This is a genomic window from Methylomonas sp. EFPC3 (genome assembly GCF_029643245.1).
Classification (GTDB): Bacteria; Pseudomonadota; Gammaproteobacteria; order Methylococcales; family Methylomonadaceae; genus Methylomonas; species Methylomonas koyamae_B.
Genome location: NZ_CP116398.1, coordinates 1,947,048 through 1,968,136 on the forward strand (window position 1 = coordinate 1,947,048; position 21,089 = coordinate 1,968,136).

21 protein-coding genes are annotated in these 21,089 nt (G+C 56.2%); 12 read left to right on the forward strand and 9 right to left on the reverse strand.

The features are described 5' to 3' along the window. Window positions 1-26 precede the first annotated feature (26 nt). The 6 genes from urtD (at window position 27) to PL263_RS08725 (ending at window position 5,138) form a co-directional block, all read left to right on the forward strand. On the forward strand, window positions 27-746 hold the full coding sequence (gene urtD / locus PL263_RS08700) for an urea ABC transporter ATP-binding protein UrtD (RefSeq protein ID WP_331709861.1): 720 nt from the start codon (window positions 27-29) through the stop codon (window positions 744-746). Next, on the forward strand, window positions 746-1,519 hold the full coding sequence (locus PL263_RS08705) for an ABC transporter ATP-binding protein (protein WP_278212864.1): 774 nt from the start codon (window positions 746-748) through the stop codon (window positions 1,517-1,519). The genes urtD and PL263_RS08705 overlap by 1 nt, the downstream gene beginning before the upstream one ends. 91 nt (window positions 1,520-1,610) lie before the next feature. Continuing rightward, a complete protein-coding gene (locus PL263_RS08710) occupies window positions 1,611-1,913 on the forward strand; it encodes a hypothetical protein (protein ID WP_278212646.1) in 303 nt (100 codons plus the stop codon). Window positions 1,914-1,931: 18 nt separating this feature from the next. After that, complete coding sequence (locus tag PL263_RS08715; RefSeq protein WP_278212647.1) at window positions 1,932-2,783, forward strand: urease accessory protein UreD; 852 nt, start codon at window positions 1,932-1,934, stop codon at window positions 2,781-2,783. A gap of 419 nt (window positions 2,784-3,202) precedes the next feature. After that, window positions 3,203-4,507 (forward strand): P-loop NTPase fold protein, encoded by a 1,305-nt coding sequence (locus PL263_RS08720; protein ID WP_278212648.1) that lies wholly within the window; start codon window positions 3,203-3,205, stop codon window positions 4,505-4,507. 100 nt (window positions 4,508-4,607) lie between these two features. Further along, the gene (locus tag PL263_RS08725) at window positions 4,608-5,138 is read left to right on the forward strand and encodes a transposase (protein WP_278212649.1); all 531 of its coding nucleotides are present in this window, start codon (window positions 4,608-4,610) and stop codon (window positions 5,136-5,138) included. 31 nt (window positions 5,139-5,169) lie between these two features. Here the strand turns inward: PL263_RS08725 and PL263_RS08730 are convergent, their stop codons facing one another. Genes PL263_RS08730 through PL263_RS08740 form a run of 3 tightly spaced genes read right to left on the reverse strand, consistent with a single transcriptional unit; the run spans window position 5,170 to window position 6,051 of the window. Continuing rightward, complete coding sequence (locus PL263_RS08730; protein ID WP_278212650.1) at window positions 5,170-5,553, reverse strand: hypothetical protein; 384 nt, start codon at window positions 5,551-5,553, stop codon at window positions 5,170-5,172. Further along, window positions 5,543-5,803, reverse strand: a complete 261-nt coding sequence (locus tag PL263_RS08735) for a Txe/YoeB family addiction module toxin (protein WP_278212651.1) — start codon at window positions 5,801-5,803, stop codon at window positions 5,543-5,545. Before PL263_RS08735 ends, PL263_RS08730 begins: the two co-directional genes overlap by 11 nt. After that, window positions 5,800-6,051: a type II toxin-antitoxin system prevent-host-death family antitoxin gene (locus PL263_RS08740; protein ID WP_071155240.1), complete on the reverse strand. Its 252-nt coding sequence runs from the start codon at window positions 6,049-6,051 to the stop codon at window positions 5,800-5,802. Before PL263_RS08740 ends, PL263_RS08735 begins: the two co-directional genes overlap by 4 nt. A 129-nt stretch (window positions 6,052-6,180) precedes the next feature. Here PL263_RS08740 and ureA point away from each other — a divergent pair, with 129 nt between their 5' ends. The 6 genes from ureA (at window position 6,181) to ureG (ending at window position 10,621) form a co-directional block, all read left to right on the forward strand. Next, a complete protein-coding gene (ureA, locus tag PL263_RS08745) occupies window positions 6,181-6,483 on the forward strand; it encodes an urease subunit gamma (protein WP_278212652.1) in 303 nt (100 codons plus the stop codon). 129 nt (window positions 6,484-6,612) lie between these two features. Continuing rightward, window positions 6,613-6,930 (forward strand): urease subunit beta, encoded by a 318-nt coding sequence (locus PL263_RS08750; protein ID WP_140914403.1) that lies wholly within the window; start codon window positions 6,613-6,615, stop codon window positions 6,928-6,930. Beyond that, window positions 6,927-8,630, forward strand: coding sequence for an urease subunit alpha (gene ureC / locus PL263_RS08755; RefSeq protein WP_278212653.1), 1,704 nt, complete (start codon window positions 6,927-6,929; stop codon window positions 8,628-8,630). The genes PL263_RS08750 and ureC overlap by 4 nt, the downstream gene beginning before the upstream one ends. A 189-nt stretch (window positions 8,631-8,819) precedes the next feature. Continuing rightward, window positions 8,820-9,251, forward strand: coding sequence for an urease accessory protein UreE (gene ureE / locus PL263_RS08760; RefSeq protein WP_278212654.1), 432 nt, complete (start codon window positions 8,820-8,822; stop codon window positions 9,249-9,251). Then, window positions 9,241-9,915: an urease accessory protein UreF gene (locus tag PL263_RS08765; RefSeq protein WP_278212655.1), complete on the forward strand. Its 675-nt coding sequence runs from the start codon at window positions 9,241-9,243 to the stop codon at window positions 9,913-9,915. The genes ureE and PL263_RS08765 overlap by 11 nt, the downstream gene beginning before the upstream one ends. Window positions 9,916-10,003: 88 nt before the next feature. Then, window positions 10,004-10,621, forward strand: a complete 618-nt coding sequence (gene ureG / locus PL263_RS08770; RefSeq protein ID WP_140914399.1) for an urease accessory protein UreG — start codon at window positions 10,004-10,006, stop codon at window positions 10,619-10,621. A gap of 27 nt (window positions 10,622-10,648) precedes the next feature. On the opposite strand, the gene PL263_RS08775 is transcribed toward ureG, so the two are convergent. The 6 genes from PL263_RS08775 to PL263_RS08800 form a co-directional block, all read right to left on the reverse strand. Further along, a complete protein-coding gene (locus PL263_RS08775) occupies window positions 10,649-12,115 on the reverse strand; it encodes an N-acetylmuramoyl-L-alanine amidase (RefSeq protein WP_278212656.1) in 1,467 nt (488 codons plus the stop codon). A 10-nt stretch (window positions 12,116-12,125) separates the two neighbouring features. Further along, on the reverse strand, window positions 12,126-13,490 hold the full coding sequence (locus PL263_RS08780) for a hypothetical protein (RefSeq protein WP_278212657.1): 1,365 nt from the start codon (window positions 13,488-13,490) through the stop codon (window positions 12,126-12,128). 115 nt (window positions 13,491-13,605) lie between these two features. Beyond that, window positions 13,606-14,643, reverse strand: a complete 1,038-nt coding sequence (locus PL263_RS08785) for a M14 family metallopeptidase (RefSeq protein WP_278212658.1) — start codon at window positions 14,641-14,643, stop codon at window positions 13,606-13,608. Between the two features lie 89 nt (window positions 14,644-14,732). Continuing rightward, window positions 14,733-16,166 (reverse strand): glutamate--cysteine ligase, encoded by a 1,434-nt coding sequence (locus PL263_RS08790; RefSeq protein ID WP_278212659.1) that lies wholly within the window; start codon window positions 16,164-16,166, stop codon window positions 14,733-14,735. A gap of 227 nt (window positions 16,167-16,393) precedes the next feature. Then, a complete protein-coding gene (locus PL263_RS08795; protein WP_278212660.1) occupies window positions 16,394-17,812 on the reverse strand; it encodes an esterase-like activity of phytase family protein in 1,419 nt (472 codons plus the stop codon). Window positions 17,813-18,280: 468 nt separating this feature from the next. Further along, entirely contained in the window at window positions 18,281-20,974 is a 2,694-nt protein-coding gene (locus PL263_RS08800) for an EAL domain-containing protein (protein WP_278212661.1), read from the reverse strand. Between the last annotated feature and the right edge of the window lie 115 nt (window positions 20,975-21,089).

Sequence of the window (21,089 nt, forward strand, 5' to 3'; positions counted from 1 at the left end):
ACGCCCGCCACGGCCCGATTCTGTACATGGAAGACGTCAGCGTCAGCTTCGACGGCTTCCGCGCGCTGAACCATCTTTCCTTGTACATCGACGACGGCGAACTTCGCTGCCTGATCGGCCCCAACGGTGCCGGCAAGACCACGCTAATGGATGTGATTACCGGTAAAACCAAACCGGACAGCGGCTCGGTGTTCTTCGGTCAAACCATTGACTTGCTGGAACTGGACGAACCGGCCATCGCTCAAGCCGGCATCTGCCGCAAGTTTCAAAAGCCCAGCGTGTTCGATGCCTTGACCGTGTTCGAAAATCTGGAACTGGCCTTAAGAACCGACAAGCGCACCTGGTCGACCCTGTTTCACAAACTCAACGGCGAGCAACGCGACCGCATCCATGACGTCTTGCAAACCATCGCCCTGCCCGCCCAACAACGGCAACTGGCCGGTGCACTGTCGCACGGCCAAAAGCAATGGCTGGAGATCGGCATGCTGCTGATGCAAGATCCGAAAGTGATGCTGGTCGACGAACCCATCGCCGGCATGACCCATCAGGAAGTCGAACGCACCGCCGAGTTATTGCTGTCCTTGCAAGGCAAACATTCCATCGTCGTGGTCGAGCACGACATGGAATTCGTGCGCAGTATCGCCCGTAAAGTCACGGTATTGCACGAAGGCTCTGTGCTCACGGAAGGCACCATGGACGAAGTCCAAAACGATCCGCGCGTGATCCAAGTTTACCTGGGGGGATGATGTTAAACATTAGCGCATTGCAACAATACTACGGCGCCAGCCACACCCTATGGGACCTGGATTTGAGCGTCCCCGCCGGGTCCTGCGTCTGCCTGATGGGCCGCAACGGCGTCGGCAAAACCACGCTGCTCAAAGCCATCATGGGCCTGCTGCCGGTGGCCGACGGCAGCATTCAATTCGACGGCGTGGAACTGGCCAAAGCCAAGGCCGAATCCCGCGCCGAGCTGGGCATCGGTTACGTGCCGCAAGGCCGGGAAATCTTTCCACTGTTGACCGTGGAAGAAAACCTGAAAACCGGCCTGCGCGCCGCCAACAAGCACGGCATCAAAAAAATCCCGGACAGTATCTTCGAGATTTTTCCGGTGCTAAAACAAATGCTAAAACGCCGCGGCGGCGACCTATCCGGCGGCCAGCAACAGCAATTGGCGATTGGCCGAGCCTTGGTATTGAATCCGCGCCTGCTGATTCTGGACGAACCCACCGAAGGCATCCAGCCCAACATCGTCAGCGAAATCGGCGATGTGATTATTCGCCTAAACAAGTCGCGCGGCCAACCTGTCGCCGTGCCCAAACCGGAAACCGGCGAAATCCATCAAGCCATCGACCGCATCCACAAAGAACTGGGCGTCACGGTGTTGCTGGTGGAACAAAAACTGCCGTTTGCGCGCAAGGTGGCGAACCAGTTTTGCATCATGGACCGCGGCCGGCATGTGGCGGTGGGGGCGATGGACGAATTGGCGGACGATATGGTGAAGCGATATTTGACGGTGTGACCCAACCAAGCCCCTTTTCAAAAAAGGGGCTTGGGCAAAAACGGGCATCGGCCATCATTCAAACTCACAGCGGGATCACGGAGAAATAGACATGAAATCCGAACAATATTGGCTGGCGGTCGGGGCATTGTTATTGGTTTGGTCGATGCGGAGCGAGGCGCATGGCAGTTACGAAGCCGTGATGGAAGGCGGCAACCTATTGCAATTGACCCAAGCCGCCCTGCATCCGTTTTTCGAAATCCCCGATCTGCCGGCATTACTGATCAGTGTATTAATTTTGGGATTCGTGTTCGGCCCGGTTATATTGCACCTCGCCCGGCAACGGCACGCTCAAAAATCTGAGCCACCACTGTTGTCGGAAAAATCGGCGATCACGCCAAAATCCAAAAACTGATAACGCCGCCGCTCATCCATGCCCGCAAACCTCGCCGCTTCATCCGTTCCCGTTGCCACCTCAGAACCAGCAGCATGGGAGGCCGAGTTAAGGCTGGGCTTTAGCCAACGCGGCGACAAAACCGTCTTGGCTAACAGCGAGCACCGCGGGCCTTTGACCGTACAGCGCCCCTTCTACCCGGAAGGCGGCGTTTGCCACGTCTATCTGCTGCATCCGCCCGGCGGCGTGGTAGCCGGCGATCAGTTGAGCATTACTGCCGCTGTCGACACCACAGCCCAAGTACTCATCACCACGCCCGCCGCCGGCAAGTTTTATCGCAGCGGCGGCGGCGAAGCGCAGCAAACCATCAATTTAACAATCGGCGAAAATGCCAGTCTGGAATGGTTGCCGCAGGAAACCATCGTTTACGAAGGTGCGCGGTTAAATTCCAACATGAATATCGATCTGGCCGAACAAGCACGCTTTATCGGCTGGGAAATATTAGCCTTAGGCCGCCCCGCTGCCGGTGAAGGCTTCGACAACGGCGCCGCCAGCCTGAACTGGCACATCAGCCGCGCCGGGCGTTTACTGTATATGGAGCGCTTGCGCCTGGATGCAGCAGCTTTTCAAGCCCGTTGGGGTTTGTTTGGGCATTCGGCATGCGGGACGATGTTTGTTTATCCGGCTACTCCTTTGCAATTGGCGGCAGTGCAGGAATTGATTGGGGATGAGGCTAATCGCGGGGTGACCTTGATTGAGGGGTTGTTGATTTGTCGGGGATTGGATAGGCGGGCGGATTTGTTGAAGTCGTTTTTTGAAGCTGTTTGGGGATTGGTGCGGGGGGATGTTGTCGGGCGGGAGGTTTGTGCGCCGAGGATTTGGGCGACATGATTTTTGTGTCGCTAACGCGACGTATTTGTTTTGAAGTCGGGTCTCGGCCCGACAGCCGAGATACTTTTCTTTGCTTGTCCAAAGAAAAGTATCCAAAAGAAAAGACACCCCGATGCCGCTTTGATCCTGCGCGCCGAAGGGTTTGAACGGGGTTTTCGGAAGGGCTATCCCTAGCCCTCCGAAAACGCGATGCGTCCCTGCATCGCCCCTGCGGGCTGATCCGTCCAAACCCTCCGGTGCTCGGCGCGGCAAAAGGGGATTAACCCCGTCGCGCGTTGAATAGTTATTGGGTAAATTTGTATTTTGGGTTTCAAATTCTATTGTAGGATGCTGCCGACGAGAGGAGGCGCATCTGTCGCGAGCGATGCACTTCACTTTATTCAGCACCCATAAGCTTAAACAGTGATAGATAAACAGCTATGAATTTAAAGTTTCAGAATCTTCAAATTGATCCCACCGATCCTTTCAGTAAAGATCTGTTAAACCGTAAACCAGAAATTGAAAACCTTTCTACTCTTATTTCTAATCTTAACTCACCTGCCGTATTGGCGATAGATTCACCATGGGGCACGGGAAAAACCACATTCATAAAAATGTGGGAAGCTTTCTTACAGAACAATGGAATTGAATCGTTATATTTTAACGCTTGGGCAACCGATTTTTCGGAGGACCCTTTAATTTCATTTCTAGGAGAAATGAACGATGGGCTTTCTAAATTGATCAGCTCTTCCGCTGAATCCAACGAAACTTGGGAACGTGCAAAAAATATTGGTACAACATTGGCAAAAAAAGGCATTCCAGCATTGATCAAAATCGCAACGGCTGGGGTTATCGACGCAGAAAAAATTATTGAAGACGAAGCCTCAAAAGTAATGGAAGCTTTAACAGGCGACATGTTAAATAACTATTTCAGGCAAAAGAGTGCCATCGCGGAATTTCATGAGGCATTAACCAAATTAATTGCCGAATCGAAGATAAAACCCATTGTTATCTTTGTCGATGAACTTGACCGTTGTCGACCTACATACTCAATATCTTTATTAGAAAGAATTAAGCATCTTTTCAACATTGAAGGCTTAGTTTTCGTACTTTCACTTGATAAATATCAACTCTGCCATTCGATTAGCGCTGTTTACGGCTACAACTTTGACTCGGAGTCGTATTTACGTCGTTTTTTTGACTTTGAATACCAGCTTAAAAGACCTGAAATTAAGGGATATGTGAAAGCGTTAGTTACAGTATTGGAATTAGATAAATTTCTTGAACCAAGAAAGAAATACGTAGGATTTCGTTATGATTTGGAACACCTCGAAATGGTGTTTTTGATGTTAGTTGAACGTCTAAATCTCCCTCCACGTGAAGTTGAGCAGCTTATTGCAAGCATTAATCTTGCCATACGCACTACCAAGGAGAATGAATATGTCTATCCAGCGTTATTGGTTTTTTTAGTAATAGCTAAAAACAAACGACCCAAAGTATATCAACATTATATTTTGCCATCTGAAAATGAGAGAGCAATTATCGACTACTTGTATGAATTGATACCAGAACAATTACGGTACAAGAATTTCAGTTTCGAGTGTGCGCTTATTGAAGGATTTTTAATTGCGGCGAAGATAGATCGATACGAAAGGAGTGAGTGTGAAACATATAATACACACAGAAAAAATCTGGCTGATGAAACTTGCACGTCCGACGCTCGAGGAGAGTCGTGGAGATCGTAAGTAAACCGAATTATAGCCCGCGTAGGTCCGATTAGCGAAGCGTAATCGGACGAATGTTTAAACCTAACAAACACTCAAACTCTTAAAACACTAAAAAACCATGCCCAATTACCGACGCGCTTTTATTCCGGGTGGCACCTGGTTTTTTACGGTGAATTTGTTGGTGAGAAAGAATAACGATTTGTTGCTCCGGGAAATCGATTTATTGCGAGACACGGTGCGGGCGGTGCGGAAGCGTTACTCCTTTCAAATTGATGCCTGGGTGGTATTACCGGAACATATGCACGCGGTTTGGACGTTGCCGCCGGGTGACGCGGATTTCAGCAAACGCTGGCGATTGATCAAAAGCGGATTTTCTCGGGCATTGCCAAAAACCGAGTACCGGTCGAATGTTCGAAAGATGGCTGGCGAACGTGGAATCTGGCAGCGACATTTTTGGGAACATTCGATACGCGACGAAACAGATTTTGAACGCCATGTTGATTATGTGCATATCAATCCGGTTAAACATGGGCATGTCGCCAAAGCCGTCGAGTGGCCGTATTCGAGTTTCCATCGATATGTGGAAAAGGGAATTTATCCGCCAAGTTGGGGTGGAAATTTGGATTTGGCGGTGGAAGGGGATGATTAACATGCGTCCGATTACGCTTCGCTAATCGGACCTACCGAGATTGATTTTGAACCTTTAATTTCGGGATGGTTTTGATCCCCTGATGCCGCGCCGAGCACCGAAGGGTTTGGACGGACAAATCGGCAGGATAGCCGATTTGCATGCGCAGCACCCGAAGGGCGAGGTAAATGGATGTACCGAGTGAGCAGCCCGCAGGGGCGATGCAGGGATGCATCGCGTTTTCGGAGGGCCAAGGATGGCCCTTCCGAAAACCCCGTTCAAACCCTTCGGCGCGCAGGATCAAAGCGGCATGGGGCGGCCTTTCTTTTGGGTACTTTTCTTTGGCCGTCCAAAGAAAAGTACCTCGGCTGTCGGGCCGAGACCCGACATTTAAATAACCTTCGCGGCAGCGACACAAAACAACGTCAATACTCATAATGAAACCGCAACTGCGCAATCAACAAGGTATCCCCGGCAACTTTATAAACGATTCGATGCTCGTCGTTAATTCGCCGCGACCAATAGCCGGACAAACCGTGTTGCAAAGGTTCCGGCTTACCGATGCCCTCGAAGGGCTGGCGCTGGATTTCTTTGATCAATTGGTTGATACGTTTGAGAATGGCCTTGTCGGTGGCTTGCCAGTAGAGATAGCTATCCCAGGCGTCGGAGGAAAAAGTGATTTTCACTCGATTAATTCGCGCTCCGTGCCTTGGCCGGATTCCAGCTCGGCGATCGATTCCAGCAAGCGGCGGGCGTTAGCTGGGGAACGTAGCAGGTAGGCGGTTTCCTCCATGGCTTGGTAGTCTTCCAGAGACAGCATTACCACCGGGGATTCGCTTTTGCGGGTGATGATGATGGGGGCATGGTCGGCGCAAACCTTGTCCATGGTTTTAGCCAAATTGGCGCGAGCGGCGCTGTAACTGATGGCGTCCATTGATGCTCCTGTTGTACAAAAAAGTGTACGATAGCTTAACGTCGACGGTTGGCTACTGCAAATTGGAAACACGCGTGGGCACGATTAAACGTGCCCACCCTACGAAAACGTCACATTAACGAAACGACTATGCAATTAACCCCAAGAGAAAAAGACAAACTCCTCCTCTTCACTGCCGCCCTCCTCGCCGAGCGCCGCAAAGCCAGAGGTTTGAAACTCAACTACCCGGAAGCCGTGGCCTATATATCCGCCGCGATCATGGAAGGTGCTCGTGACGGTCAGACCGTGGCCGAGTTGATGGCTTATGGCCGGACGCTATTGAGCATCGACGACGTGATGGATGGCGTGGCGGAAATGATTCCCGACGTGCAGGTGGAGGCAACGTTTCCGGATGGCACCAAATTGGTAACAGTGCATGACCCAATTGTATAGTCATCGCGTGGGCACAAAAAGCACGTGCCCACCCTACGAAAATCTGTCAGAAAGCAAAGAAAATCCAACATGTAGGGTGGACACGATTTATCGTGCCCACGCGGAAAACCAAATTTAACAGGAGCCCCCATGATCCCCGGAGAAATCTTCCCCGCCGCTGGCGACATCGAACTCAACGCCGGCCGCGCCACGGTCAAAGTCCTGGTCGCCAATAGCGGCGACCGGCCGATTCAGGTCGGCTCTCATTATCATTTTTACGAAACCAACCCGGCTTTGCATTTCGACCGTAGCGTGGCCTTGGGATTTCGGCTGGACATTCCGGCCGGCACCGCCGTGCGTTTCGAGCCAGGCCAACAGCGCGAGGTGCAGTTGGTGGCGTTTGCCGGCGAACGTAAAGTCTATGGCTTTCGCGGCGAAGTGATGGGCCCGTTGGAGAAAAGCGCATGAGCAAAATCAGCAGACAAGCCTATGCCGACATGTTCGGCCCCACCACCGGCGACCGGCTGCGGCTGGCCGACACCGATTTGATCCTGGAAGTGGAAGCCGATTACACCGTTTACGGCGACGAAGTGAAATTCGGCGGCGGCAAGGTGATCCGCGACGGTATGGGCCAAAGTCAGCTGGGCAACGATCAGGCCGTGGATTTGGTGATCACCAACGCGCTGGTCATCGATTACTGGGGTATCGTCAAGGCCGACGTCGGCGTCAAGGACGGCCGCATCTTTAAAATCGGCAAGGCCGGCAACCCGGACGTGCAGCCCGGCGTCGACATCATCGTCGGCCCCGGCACCGAAGTCATCGCCGGCGAAGGCCAGATTCTCACCGCCGGCGGCATCGACGCCCACATCCATTTCATCTGCCCACAGCAAATCGAAGAAGCGCTGTGTTCCGGCGTGACGACGATGGTCGGTGGCGGCACGGGACCTGCCACCGGTACCAACGCCACCACCTGCACACCGGGGCCGTGGCATATCCAACAAATGCTAAAAGCGCTGGACGGTTTGCCGATGAACTTCGGCCTGCTCGGCAAAGGCAACGCCAGTCTGCCCGCTGCCTTGGATGAGCAAATCCAGGCCGGGGTGATGGGCTTGAAACTGCACGAAGACTGGGGCACCACGCCGGCGGCGATCGATTGTTGCCTGAGCGTGGCCGAGCGTTTCGATGTGCAGATTGCCATTCACACCGACACGCTGAATGAATCCGGTTTCGTGGAAGACACCATCGCCGCCTTCAAAGGACGCACCATCCACACTTACCACACCGAAGGCGCCGGCGGCGGCCACGCCCCGGACATCATCAAAGCCTGCGGCCTGAACAACGTGCTGCCGTCGTCGACCAACCCGACCCGACCCTACACGATCAACACCGTCGACGAGCATCTGGACATGCTGATGGTTTGCCACCATCTCGACCCCAGCATCCCGGAAGACGTGGCTTTCGCCGAATCACGCATCCGCCGCGAAACCATCGCCGCCGAGGACATTCTGCAAGACCTGGGCGCGTTTTCGATGATCTCGTCCGACTCGCAAGCCATGGGCAGGGTCGGTGAAGTGATCATCCGCACTTGGCAGACCGCGCACAAAATGAAGGTGCAACGCGGCGCGCTGGCCGGCGACCCGGCCACCAGCGACAACCAGCGCATCAAACGCTACATCGCCAAATACACCATCAACCCGGCGATCAGCCACGGCATTTCTCACGAAGTGGGCTCCATCGAAGCCGGCAAACTGGCCGACCTGGTCCTGTGGCAACCAGCCTTCTTCGGCGTCAAACCCAGCCTGGTTATCAAAGGCGGCCTGATCGCTGCTGCACCGATGGGCGACGCCAATGCCTCCATCCCCACCCCACAACCGGTGCATTACCGGCCGATGTTCGGCAGCTTCGGTCGCACCGCAGCTAACACCTCGATGATCTTCCTGCCGCAAGCCGCCGTCTCCGCCGGCGTGGCCGGGCAATTGGGTTTGCAAAAGCGGGTCGGCACGGTCCGCAATACGCGCAACATCGGTAAATCGGATATGAAGCTGAACGACTACCAGCCGGTGATGGAGGTTTGTCCGCAGACGTATCAGGTCAAGGCGGACGGGGTGTTGTTGACGTGCGAGCCGGCGGTGGTGTTGCCGATGGCGCAGCGGTATTTCTTATTTTGATGCGGACTGGTTCCTAAGCTCCGGCTTGGGAATCGAAGTGCTCGAAAGCTCTAGCTTTCATTAATGTTGTGTCGCTGCCGCGACACAACAAAACCAAAAGAAATCAAATAATCCAAAAGCCATCGTGTTGGGTTACGGCTATCGCCTTTTATGCCCTTCGGGTAAACCCAACCTACATAAAATAAAACAATGCTAAAACTCACCGAAACCACCAACACCGAAGACCAGCCCGACGACACCCTGACCCTGCCTTACGACGCCCGCCAAAAATCTCGCCAACCGGCGACTACCAAAGGCGGCATCCAAGTCGGCGTATTTTTACCCAGGGGCCAAACCCTGAAACACGGCGCAATCCTGACCAACGGCCAAGGCTTCAAAGTACGCGTCGATGCCGCTCCGGAACAACTGTCGGTCGTCAAATGCAGCGACCCACTGTTGTTTGCCCGCGCCTGCTACCATCTCGGCAACCGCCACATCGCCCTGCAAATTCTGCCGGACGAACTGCGCTTTCTGACCGACCACGTGTTGGATCAAATGTTGGTCGGTTTGGGCTTGACCGTCGAGCATCACACCCTGCCGTTCGAACCGGAAGCCGGCGCGTACCACAGCCATGGTCACTAATCTGTCGTTGCTGCGGCTGTTACAACTGGTCAGCCCCAGTTTGCCGATTGGCATGTACAGCTATTCGCAGGGGCTGGAAACGGCGGTGCAGGACGGTTGGGTGACCAACGCCGAGCAAACCGGCGACTGGCTGCGCGGTTTGCTGCACAACGCTTTGGGCAAGGTCGATGCGCCGCTGCTGGCGCGGTTGTACGATGCCTGGCAAGCTGGCGATATGCAAGCCGTCGAGCATTGGAGCCAGACTCTCAATGCCTATCGGGAAACCGCCGAATTGCGCGCCGAGGACAAGCAGACCGGCCAAGCCTTGGCGCGTTTGTTGGTCAATCTGGAGATGCCGGAAGCGCAGGCTTGGCAGAAACGGCCGGACGCGACGCTGGCGACTTTGTTCGGCTTGGCGGCGGTGCGCTGGCAAATCGACAAGGCCGACGCGGTGAGCGGTTACCTGTGGGGCTGGTTGGAAAACCAGGTGCTGGGCGCGATCAAATTGGTGCCATTGGGGCAAGTCGCCGGGCAGCAATTATTACAGCGTCTGGCCGGCGAATTGCCGGCTTTGGTTGGGCAAACCCTGGCCATGACCGACGACCAGATCGGCGGCAGTTGTTTCGGGCTGGCCCTGGCCAGCAGCCGGCATGAGATGCAGTATTCGCGGCTGTTCCGATCGTGAAATAACAATAATGCCTCGATGCAGCGCAAGCGCAATCGAGGTTTGAGCAACCTTAACCCCGGATGGCATCCGGACTACTGGAGAAAACATGAACGACAAACACGTATTGAGAATCGGCGTCGGCGGCCCGGTAGGCTCCGGCAAAACCGCGCTGGTGGATGCCTTGTGTAAACGCATGCGCGACGATTACCAAATCGGCGTCGTCACCAACGACATTTACACCCGCGAAGACCAGCAGTTTTTGATCCGTAGCCAGGCCTTGCCGGAAGAGCGAATTCTGGGCGTGGAAACCGGCGGCTGCCCGCATACCGCGATCCGGGAGGACGCATCGATGAATCTGGCGGCGGTGGACGAGTTGTGCGAGCGTTTCCCGGAACTGGACTTTGTGTTGGTGGAAAGCGGCGGCGACAATCTCAGCGCCACCTTCAGCCCGGAACTGGCCGATCTGACGCTTTACGTGATCGACGTTTCGGCCGGCGACAAGATTCCGCGCAAGGGCGGCCCCGGCATCACCAAATCGGATTTGCTGGTGATTAACAAGATCGACTTGGCACCTTACGTCGGCGCGTCGCTGGACGTGATGGACCGGGATGCGAAAAAGATGCGCGGCGAGCGGCCGTTCGTGTTCAGCAACATCAAAACCGGCCACGGCCTGGAGCGGATTATCGACTTCATCGTCCGCCAAGGCATGCTGGCCGCAGCCTGAGCCGGCGCAAACCCAGGTTAAACCGCCTCAGGCATTCGGGATTTGCAAGGCCGGCCAATCGAAGGCCGGCCCGATATCCCACTTATCCTGCCGAAAATTGATGTGGCTGGCGATACCGCTGTAGTTCTGGAAGAAATCCGGATCGCGTTCGAATTGTTTCGCCGTCGGCGGCAAGGTGCGCGGGATATTGAAGCGGGCGCATAAGTCCTGCACCAACAGCCGGATCGACTCGGTTTGCCCGGCCGGAAAGGCGGCGAAATAATGCTCGCCGCGGAAGCTTAGTTTCCGATATTTTTCGGTCTGGCTCAGTTCGCAGTAGCGGGTGCCGAACGGCGCGTTGTCGCCCCGCTTCGGCGGCCACCAATTCAAACTATCCGGATTGTCCGCCGCCGGCCGCAACGGGCCGACGTTGGCGATTTCGATCGCGATCGAGCGCTTGTCGTGGCGACCGCCGCTGCCCTGGACTCCAAGATGGTAGGCCCATTGCGCCGGGTCGAATACTTCGTACACCGTACCGTCCACATCCACCAGATAGGCCGCGCCGATACGGCCGGCGTCGCCGTTCCAGGTATCGAAGGCCGATTTGGCGCTGGAGCCGGCGGTAAAATGCAGCACGATCAAATCCTTGTGCGGCCGGTCGCTGTAATATTGCCCGGCCGGCAACCGGAAGCGGCTGCGGTTGATCGCCAACGCCGGTGCGGCACTCACTGCTGGCGCTGGCGGCATCGTATCGGTGCTGAGTCCGGCCGGATCGTTAGCCAACAGCGCCCGCGGATTGGGCCGTTCGCTGGCGCCGGCCCAGAAAAAATGCCCGTCCAAATCGCGATACCAGAAACTATTGCCGGATACCGTTTCGCCAACCGCAAAGCCACTGATCTCCACCCGGCTGCCGGCCGGCAATACTTTGACCAGCGCGCCGCTCAAGGCCGGGCTTTCCCGCAATTTGACGTTCACCAGCAGGCCGATTTGCTTGCCGCTCAGGCCGGCAAACTCAGGTTCCGGTACCGCTGCCGCCAGCAGTTCGGTCAGATTCAACGCCGTCGCCGGACAAGCCGCCGAGGCCCGGATGGCACTGTGCAGCAGTACGTGTTCGGCATCCAGCTCGATGCGCCAGCGGTCGGCAATCTCGCGCAACAGCCGGGCGCAAACCGCCTGCTGCCCGGCCGGGAAGCCTTGGCCGGCGACCATCTCCAACACGATGCCGATCGAATAATAGTTCGGGTTGCTGTTCGGCCGCTGTTGGACCAAGGCCGCGCTGGGGTTGACCACCAAGCCGGCGTGAAAGGCGGTGTCTTTCTCGTCGACGTACTGCCGGACCCGGCCGTCTCCGGCAATCGCGTAGTGGGTCGAGACCAAGCTGCCGCCGCTGCGATAACCGGTTTCGGCCTGGGCCAGATCGGCGACGCTGTGCAACACGATCACATCCGGCTTGAATCCGCCGGGCCGACCAGGGCGAAAATTGTCCGCGGCGCAGCCTATCCAGTCGATTTGCATACCGCCCTCCTCAGCCCAACGCCTTCAAATCGCCGCGCTCGCCCTGCAACGGGTTGGCGGCAGTCGGCGACAACGCATCCGCAGTCGCCGCAAGCTGGGAGCTTTGACGGATGGCTTTTTGCTCGTCGTCCTTGCGCGCCAGACCGGAACGCAACTGCAACAGTTTGCTCAATACGTTGTACCAAAACGGCCCGCCCATGCTTAACAGAAACATCGACAACACCACGCCGGGGACACTGGCATTCTGCTGCCAATTGTCCCGCCAGGCTTGCCAATCCTTGGGCCAGGTGATCAGGCCGCGGTCGGCCAGCACGTTCAAGTAATATTTTTCGGTTTCGATACCGGCGGCGGATTTGACCGGTTCGGCCGACGCATCACTGCTTGCTCCGGTTTTGGACTGGCTTTTGGCGTCCGCCATCACCTTGGCTTTGATGGTCTCGTCCTGGGCAAAGGTCGGCGCCAATTGCACGAAGGCGCTGCGCATTTGTTCGTCCATGGCCAAGCGATTGATGATGACGAGCGCATCCAGTTGTAATCCGACCGCCAGCAAAGCCGCACTGAATACGCTGACCGTGCGCGCCGTCGACGAGAAACGCACCGCGACCCGATCCAGCAAATTGTCGAAATTCATGTGGATCACCGCCAAAAACTCGCTGGCGGCCTCTTGCAGCAAGGCGTTGGCTTCCCGCACGTCCTGCGCCAGTTCCGGATTGGATTTTTCGAATTGCAGTGCCAGCATTCGCACGTTTTTCAGGGTCGCGGTCGGGTTCTCGACCCCATTGCTGCCCAATGCCTGCCCCAGCTTTTCCGCCAAATCGATGTGCTTGGCGATGATGCCTTTCAATTTTTGATAAAGCCGCTTTTGTTTGTTGACGCCGGTTTCGGTCTTGACCTGCTGGATCAGCCGGCCGGCTTCCAGGCTCTTCAAAAACGCCGGATACTCGCGCAACTTGTTCTCCAGTGCCGCCAAGCCGACGTTGACGGTAATCGCCCCGTTCGCCAATTCGGCGTTGACCCGGTCGAATTCGGCTTTGATGCCGGCATCGTAGGCTGCGGCCAACTCCAGCAGGCTTTTGACGAATTCTTCGCGGTGGATCACCTCGCCATAAGACAAGAAACGCAGCCGCGGCGGCAGCCAACTGCGAAACCGGCCGCCGATGGTCTGTTGGCTCAACACTTTACCGGCGATCGCTGCCGCGTCGGTGCGTGCCAGACGCGGGTCCAGCACTTCCAGCAGATCGGTCAAACCGTGGTGCAGGTTGCGGCCGCGGCTGGCGAGCAGCTTGAGTATGGCCTGGCTGATCAGCGTAACGGCCATGCTGGCGATCAGCATCACCACCGACAAGCCCAGCAATATATCCAAGGACTTCAACATCAGTTTTCTCCCCTACCCCGTTAGACGGTCCGCTGCAACCGCAACCGAAGCTTTGGTCGGCAGCAGCCCGCAGCATAAACCGTAAAGCTTAGACCATTCGGCCCAATCGCCAAAATCAGCCGCCCTCCAGCGGCAGCCGCTCCATCAGGTAGCACAGGCAATCCTGGCGGATCACCCGTTCATCCAAGGTCAGCATCGACGGCATCGTCGGCCGCTTCAACACCAACTGCCCGTGCCGAATCTCGAAAAACCGCTCGGTGACCGGTATCCCGGCGTTATCCCTGGCGACCACCGGCACGCGCGCCGTCGAGCTAGTGCCGAACGCGCTGCCGGCGGCAATTTCGGTGAAGTTCAATCGCTCCAACCCGCTGTCCAGCAGCAAATCGGCGCTGCGCTCGGTAAAGCTGAAACTGGCATCCTCGGCGATACAGACCTGGGCTACGGTGTGGTAGATGTCCACATCCTGACGGGCGACCGGATGCGCCGGAAATTCGTGTAAGTGCAGACAGCTATCCAAAAACTCGAGCGCATGTTCGGTGCCGTGCGGCTGGCCGGGACGGCCGCATTCCAGCGTCACGGCCGGGCAAAACTGGGCGAATGCGCCGGATTGGATGCCTTTGGGGTGGGTAAAGTAGACCAGCAAGCGGCCGAACAAAGCCCCCAGATGCAAAAACTCCCGGTCCAGTTTGTTGATGCAGGCGTAATGCGGGTTGCGGCCGGTATTGTTATGCACGTCGACGCTGGCAAACACGCCGCGCCGGCGCATGATTTCGCAAATCTGCGCCGCCCAAGCCGTTTCCGGCGACGGTGCCAGGCCGGTACCCGGCCAGATCCGGTTGAAGTCGGGCTGGCCGTCCAGTCGGCGCAGATTGTGGCGGGCGGCCTGGGTATTCCCAAAAAACAGGGTCAGCCCGCGCGGCAAACTTTGGCCCTGGTATTTGCGCAATAACTGTTGCACGGCCAGAAAGCCGGTCGATTCGTTGCCGTGCAGCAGCACCGACACGAACAGCGTCTCCGGCCGCTTGCCGGGCAGATGGAACAAGGCCGGTTCCGGCACCAGGGTATGCAGGGCTTCGACCGGAATGTCCAGCAGCCCCGGCGGCAGGACGTCGAATTGTTTCAGAGCGGAATGTGCGGAGAGGTTCGATTGCATGGCCGAGGTGTCCAAAGTCCGTTCAGCGACTCAACATGCCCGAATATTCGACCGAGAGCAACCGCAATGCGCCGTTCGGCGGGGTGCGCTCAGAGCCCCCAGCCCGAGACCGGCTCGCCGCCGAGCTGGCGCAGCAAATACTCCCGCGTCATTGCGCTAAATTCGCCGGGATGGGCTTCGATAAAGCGCCGCTGCCACTGGCTGCCGGTCTGCCGGCTGGCGACACGGCGGCGGACGATGCCAAGGTAGTCCAACGCGTCGCGGTTGCGGATGCCGAGCGCGTCCAGCCCCAGGCCGGCGCGCGGCAGCAGTTCCTGTTCGATCAGCTTGGCCAGCCGCTGCTTGCGGTTGCCGAACCAGACCACATGGCAATCCAGCCCGTGGCGGGCGGCCTGATAGAAATTGTCCTTGGCCTGAGCGAAAGGCAGTACCGCCCCACCCTCCGCCCGTTCGTCGGCCAGATTTTTCACCAGCCCATAGAAAAACGCGGCATTGGCGACCATATCGATTACGGTCGGCCCCGCCGCCGGCGTGCGGTGTTCGATACGGATATGCGGCGTGCCGTCGGCGTCGAACCCCACCAGCGGCCGGTTCCAGCGCCAGATGGTACCGTTGTGCAGGCGCAGATAGCGAAACGCCTCCGGCGCATCGTCGAATTGTTCCGGCAACAGCACCGGAAAATGCTGCAAATTCTCGATAAAACATTCCTGGATCGAGTGCCGGGCGTAATCCGAACCGAAACCGACCCGGTGCAACGGCCCGTCCGCCGCACCGCTATAACCGCCGGCAGCGATGGCCTGCTCGAACATCGGAATCCGGGTCTCGGCCCATAAATCCTTGCCGAACAGATACGGCGCATTCGCCGCCAGCGCCACCATCGCCGCCGAGGCGATGATGGAGGCGTTGTAAATGTGGTGGGCCTGACTAAGCGGACACTGGATATGCAACTGTAGCGAGGTAGTGGCCGCTTCCAGCATCACGTCGTGGTGTTCCAGTTTCAGATGCTCGTGACCGCATATATCCAGACAAATCGGCCGGCCGCGGTTTTGCAAAATCTGCTGGTTCAAAGCCCGGTAACGGTTCATGTCCGACATATTGCCCAGATGCAAATCGCGCTGTTCCAAGGTCGGCAGCGTACCGATCGCCAACAGGTGCAAATCCATTTGCCGGGCATGCCCGGCCGCGTCTTGCCACGTCTGTTGCAATTGTTTGTGCATCGCGCCGAACGCAGCGCCGGTCAAGGCTTGCGGCGGCGTGTTCAGTTCGATATTGAACTTGGCCAGCTCCGGACCGGCCAGCAGCGGCTGACCGAAGGATTGCAAATACGTCTGGTTAGCCGGTGCCGGCCGCATATCGCCGTCCAACAACCAAGCTTCTATCTCGAAACCGGCCACCGGCGCAGCTTCCGCACAGGCTTTGTCGCGGATCAAACGACCGAGCAATTCGGTCTCGGTCTGCAAACGCCGGCAAAACCGGTCGAAATCGGCTTCCTGATACGCAGCGGCGCGGGTTTCTTGGCCCATAGTTAAGTCCGGCGGTGTGGCGGAAGATACAGATAGTAAAGGCCCCGGCTCGCGCCGGTCAATCTTCTCGCGCCGGTCAGGGGTGGCGGGCGACTGGTCTAATACGGTGCGAATAACACATCCTTGTAAATCGCGTCACCAAAGCTGTACTCAGCGCCACAGTTCGCTGAGCTTAAGCTTGCGGCCGCGGGTTTGACCGGCGGCGCGCAAGGCTCGGGGGGCAGCCGTTACGCGGCGACTTTGCGCTTGGCGGTCAGACGCAACATGCTCAGCGCGCCGCTGCCGAACAACCACACCGCGGCCGGGACCGGCACCGGCGCTGCGTAATTGCCCAAGTCGGCCGCGGATACTTTATAGGCATGCAGGACGCCGGGCAGCAGTTGGTACTCGGCGCTCAGCGTCGCCGCGCTGCCGTTTGCGGTCCAGACGCAGGCCTCGGTCTGGCCCAACGGGCATTGAATCGAGCCGGCGTAAGGGTCGGCATCGCTGAAGCGGAAATAGACGTCGAACTGGGTGCCGCCGGCATTTTGGGTGACGCTGTAATCGTTGTCGGTGCCGGCCAGCAACAGATAGCTGCCGTCGGCCAGTTTCGGCCCGATCGCCAGGCCTTCCCATTTTTCCGGAGACTTATTGCCCAGTTCGGCCAGGGTATTGGCGTCCAGGTCCAGGAATTGGCTGGATTTGGCGACCTTGGTGTAAACCGCGCCGGCCGCATCCAGATCGATGCCCGAGACGTCACTAGCGCCGGTCAAATCGATTTTATAAACTTCCTTATCGGCGGTCGCCAAATCGGCGCCGACGCCGACGCCGCGGTTGTTACGTTCCAACACCAAAAACTCGTGGTCGTTCAGGGCCACCAGCGCCGACACGCCCTGGCCTTGGCCGGAGCGTTTCATTTGGTAGGCGTATTGCGCTACGGCCTCGCCGGTCGCGGTATCGAATTTGACGATACGGTTAACGGAACCGCTGCTGGCGCCTTCGTCCAACATCGCACTTTGCAACATTGCAAACGCATATTTGCCGTCCGGGCTGACGGCCAAGCCTTCGAAGCCGCGATTGTTGCGTTTGCCGGAGTTGTTGCCGGTATCGGCGGCGTAATTGGCGACGCCGCTGGCGGCATTGCGCGGCATCAGATTGGCCGGTGTGGCGTAGGTTTTGACGACGGCGCCGCTATTGCGGTCGATTTCGTACAGCGACGGGCCGTACTCGTCGGACACCAGTAAATTGCCGTTTTTGGGATTGACCACAATGCCTTCCGGATCGAAAGCGTTACCCAGTGCGTTGGTCGGATTGGGCGCCAAGCCGTTCAGGGCCGCACCGTTTTTGTTGAATTTCAAAGTCTGCGCAATCTGGAAGTTCGAAATCGCACCGGATACCGGATTGATGTCCAGCGTGAAGCGCTGCACCCGAGTTTCGTAGTTCAAGCTGCCGCCGCCCGGACCGCGATCGGACAGGCCCCACCACTCGTTACGGTGGGTGTCGTAATAAATGTCGGAAAAGAAGCCGACCCGGCCGTCGTTGACGCTGCTGCCGAACTGGTCGGCGGTAGCGCCGGAAATTGCCAAACCGTTGACGAAGGTCGGCGCGGCGGAAACGGTATCGGCCAGCAGTAAACCGGCCATCAGCAAACTGGGTGTAACACGCATAACGGATTCCTGAATGGTTGAAAATCTTGTGATCGGATTCTCAACTTTATCCGGCGTTTGTTACATCGGCGTGACGGTTTCCGTCCCCCGACTGCGCTTGGCTCACTATTCACCCGGCCCGGAATACTGATTGCCTTTGCGCTTTTGCGGAGGCTAAACCTGTCGAAAGACGCCCCCTCAGGGCCAATGTCGTTAAGTTTAGGTTTAACCGTTGGGCCTGAGCCCGTCGAAGGGCGAATGGTTAAGCCATTCATGGTTCGACAAGTTCACCACGAGCGGCTTAACTTAACGACATTGCCCTCAGGGCTTGGCCCTATCAGCCCAACGGAATCAAGTGTTGAAACAGGGGCGGGTAAGGAACTCATGGGCACCGAGATAAGCGCTCGTTCAATCCGGGTCAATCGCCGATTTTGAACGCCGTCTGTTGTCCAGAGCGGCCGAGCGATGTTAGCCGGCGAAATCAGATACCTAATTGGGCCGTCCTTTAGCCAACATGTGTATCACTTCCCCGGCAGGTACTGGTTGGCTGAGCAAATATCCCTGAATTTCGTCGCAACCGTAGTCGGCCAGAATATCGAACTGGCCCTGTGTTTCCACGCCTTCGGCAATCACGATCATACTCATTGAGTGGGCAATGTTGATCAACATCTTGACGATTTTTTGATCATTCTCGTCGTGGCATAGATCTTTGATAAAAGAGCGATCGATTTTGAGGTTATCGACCGGCAAATTTTTCAGATAGCTGAGAGAGGAATAACCCGTGCCAAAATCATCAATCGATATTGCAATTCCTCTGCTGCTGAGCCGCTTTAGCGAGGTCAATGCCGCCTGAAAGTTACTCATCAGGGTGGTTTCGGTTACTTCTAATTCCAGTTGCCGCGGCGAAATCTGATACTCCGCAATGATGGCAAAAACCCTGTCAACAAAATCGTCTTGCTTTAGTTGCACCGGGGATAAATTCACCGCAATACAAAGGTCCGAATATCCCAGTTCGCTCCAATACTTCAACTTTTCGCACGCGGCTCGGATCACCCATTCTCCAATCGCGACAATCAAACCCCGCTGCTCGGCAAAATCGATAAACTCGAACGGCGCCAATAGCCCACGGCTAGGGTGCCGCCAACGAATCAAAGCTTCCACCCCGACAATGGTTTTGTTGGCGATGTCCATTTTCGGTTGATAAAACAACTCCCATTCCTGGTTTTGAATCGCGTTGCGTATCTCCTTATCCAGACGCAAATGCCGGATCGACAGATCCTGCATGTGGTTGTCGAAAAACTGGAAACCGGTTTCGGATGTTGTCTTTTTGCAAAAGGTTTTCGCGACAATCGCGTTGTTGATTAAGCTGTCTACCGTACTGGCATCGGCGGGATATACGCTGATGCCGACGTGACTGGTAAGGTAAATACTGGTTTGCTCGACTTCGATCGCCGTCGCCAAGGCCGCCATCAAGCGCTCGACCATCCAAGTGATGACCTCTTTATTAGGCAACTCGGGGATCAAGACCGCAAACACGTCCCCACCGATCCGAGAGAGCGTTAGCCGCGAGATGTCATCGCTTTTTCTGAAGGTAGAATTCAGCCGATTGGCAACTTCTTGCAAAATATGGTCGCCGGCGACACTCCCCAAGGACGCATTAATCATGCCGAACATACCGATATCGACCACGAATATCGCCGCCAAATGACTATAGCGTTGCCCCCGCTCGATGACTTGGCGCACCCGGTCGTAGAACAAAACCTGATTGGGCAAACCGGTCAGTTGGTCATAATGCTTGGAATAATCGAGTTCGCTGGAAATCTGCGACGCGATCAGTTCCAGTTCGTCGACACGGGATTGCAACGCGGAAACGGTGCCGCTTGTGAAAGCGGTATCGTTGCCGGTAGCCGGCTGACTCTCTGGCAGAGGCGTTTCCGGTTTCGCGTTTTCGGAAAACTGATTTTTTAACTGCCAGCGCACCACTCTGTTTCTACCGGATTCCTTGGCAACATAGAGCGCCTCGTCGGCAAACTTGTTCAATTCCGCTGGATCGGTCGGTTTGTCGACAATGCCGGCCACCCCCAGGCTGGCGGTAACCCAGGGTCCATTTTCGAAGCGAGCGGCCGATTCAGCCTTAATCCGCAGACGAATCCGCTCTGCAACCGTAACGGCCTCCTGCACGCTCAAACCGGGCAACACCAGGCAAAATTCCTCGCCGCCATAGCGCCCCACCAAGTCGACCTTGCGGGTATTGGTGGTCAGCACCTCGGCCAGCAGCTTGATGACCACATCTCCGGTCGCATGGCCGTAGTTGTCGTTTACCGCCTTGAAGTGATCAATGTCCACCATGACGCAAGACAGCTCAAGGTCGTTTTGTAAGGCTTCGTTAAAGGATTTATCGAAAAGTTCGAAAAAAGCGCGACGGTTCAAGCAGCCAGTCAGCGAATCGCGGGTCGCGAGAAAATGCAATTCCTTATTCTGCTGTTGGACTTGCGCCTGACTCTCTTCAAGCCTGTTGACCATGGTCTGTAGCCGACTGTTACGCTCCTCCAGCTCCGTAATATCGTCGAGTGTTATCAACACGCCTTGCGCGGTATCGTTCCCACCCCAAATCGGCGAGGCGTTGATCGCAAATTTAAAGCTTTCGCCGTTGGGATTCACCAACTTCAGATGAGCGCCTTTGGAACTTTTCCCTGATTTCAGCACGGTTTGCCAAGGTAAATAAACCTCGGAGTCGGTTTCATCCGCACTTTTCCAATTCAGTTTGGAAGCATTTTTGCCGAGTAAGGCACCGATAGGACTGCCGATTTTCTGCAGCAGCGAGCGATTCGCCAGAACAATTTGCTGCCGCTCGTCGATGATAATGACCCCCTCTGCCAGCGTATCGAAAGCCGCGTTGACCCGATCCGGAATCACGGCACTCGGATCAAGCATTTTTAAAGTTCTGAGCATGAACGCCAGATAAATAAAGAAGCCGACGACCAGAAAAAATATCGCTATTTTAAAGCTGGGGTGTTCAAGAAAATCCGATAACGACTCACCGGATATCGGTACAAATTTAAATTCGATTTCGCCCCATTTTTCAGAATTTCGATAAATTGGAACCACCAAATAAGTCGAGGTCGATTTTTGACTATCGTAATCGCGCCACTCCTGGCTATGGTCCCCAGTTTGAAAAATCAATTCTCCATTCTGGAGCCGAATACCGGAAGATAAAATATCGGAATTACGCTTAATCAATAAATTGAGCATCCTCTCTATTTTTTGAGGATCTTGATCAGCAGCCAAAGTGGAAAAC

Excerpts from the sequence above, each read along its gene's own strand:
- PL263_RS08725 (WP_278212649.1), top strand. The coding sequence starts at position 4,608 with ATGCCCAATTACCGACGCGCTTTTATTCCGGGTGGCACCTGGTTTTTT.
- PL263_RS08740 (WP_071155240.1), bottom strand. The coding sequence starts at position 6,051 with ATGGACGCCATCAGTTACAGCGCCGCTCGCGCCAATTTGGCTAAAACC.
- PL263_RS08780 (WP_278212657.1), bottom strand. The coding sequence starts at position 13,490 with ATGTTGAAGTCCTTGGATATATTGCTGGGCTTGTCGGTGGTGATGCTG.
- PL263_RS08730 (WP_278212650.1), bottom strand. The coding sequence starts at position 5,553 with ATGAGTATTGACGTTGTTTTGTGTCGCTGCCGCGAAGGTTATTTAAAT.
- PL263_RS08710 (WP_278212646.1), top strand. The coding sequence starts at position 1,611 with ATGAAATCCGAACAATATTGGCTGGCGGTCGGGGCATTGTTATTGGTT.
- PL263_RS08785 (WP_278212658.1), bottom strand. The coding sequence starts at position 14,643 with ATGCAATCGAACCTCTCCGCACATTCCGCTCTGAAACAATTCGACGTC.
- ureC (WP_278212653.1), top strand. The coding sequence starts at position 6,927 with ATGAGCAAAATCAGCAGACAAGCCTATGCCGACATGTTCGGCCCCACC.
- PL263_RS08705 (WP_278212864.1), top strand. The coding sequence starts at position 746 with ATGTTAAACATTAGCGCATTGCAACAATACTACGGCGCCAGCCACACC.
- PL263_RS08750 (WP_140914403.1), top strand. The coding sequence starts at position 6,613 with ATGATCCCCGGAGAAATCTTCCCCGCCGCTGGCGACATCGAACTCAAC.
- urtD (WP_331709861.1), top strand. The coding sequence starts at position 27 with ATGGAAGACGTCAGCGTCAGCTTCGACGGCTTCCGCGCGCTGAACCAT.
- PL263_RS08765 (WP_278212655.1), top strand. The coding sequence starts at position 9,241 with ATGGTCACTAATCTGTCGTTGCTGCGGCTGTTACAACTGGTCAGCCCC.
- ureG (WP_140914399.1), top strand. The coding sequence starts at position 10,004 with ATGAACGACAAACACGTATTGAGAATCGGCGTCGGCGGCCCGGTAGGC.
- ureE (WP_278212654.1), top strand. The coding sequence starts at position 8,820 with ATGCTAAAACTCACCGAAACCACCAACACCGAAGACCAGCCCGACGAC.
- PL263_RS08775 (WP_278212656.1), bottom strand. The coding sequence starts at position 12,115 with ATGCAAATCGACTGGATAGGCTGCGCCGCGGACAATTTTCGCCCTGGT.
- PL263_RS08715 (WP_278212647.1), top strand. The coding sequence starts at position 1,932 with ATGCCCGCAAACCTCGCCGCTTCATCCGTTCCCGTTGCCACCTCAGAA.
- PL263_RS08795 (WP_278212660.1), bottom strand. The coding sequence starts at position 17,812 with ATGCGTGTTACACCCAGTTTGCTGATGGCCGGTTTACTGCTGGCCGAT.
- PL263_RS08790 (WP_278212659.1), bottom strand. The coding sequence starts at position 16,166 with ATGGGCCAAGAAACCCGCGCCGCTGCGTATCAGGAAGCCGATTTCGAC.
- ureA (WP_278212652.1), top strand. The coding sequence starts at position 6,181 with ATGCAATTAACCCCAAGAGAAAAAGACAAACTCCTCCTCTTCACTGCC.
- PL263_RS08720 (WP_278212648.1), top strand. The coding sequence starts at position 3,203 with ATGAATTTAAAGTTTCAGAATCTTCAAATTGATCCCACCGATCCTTTC.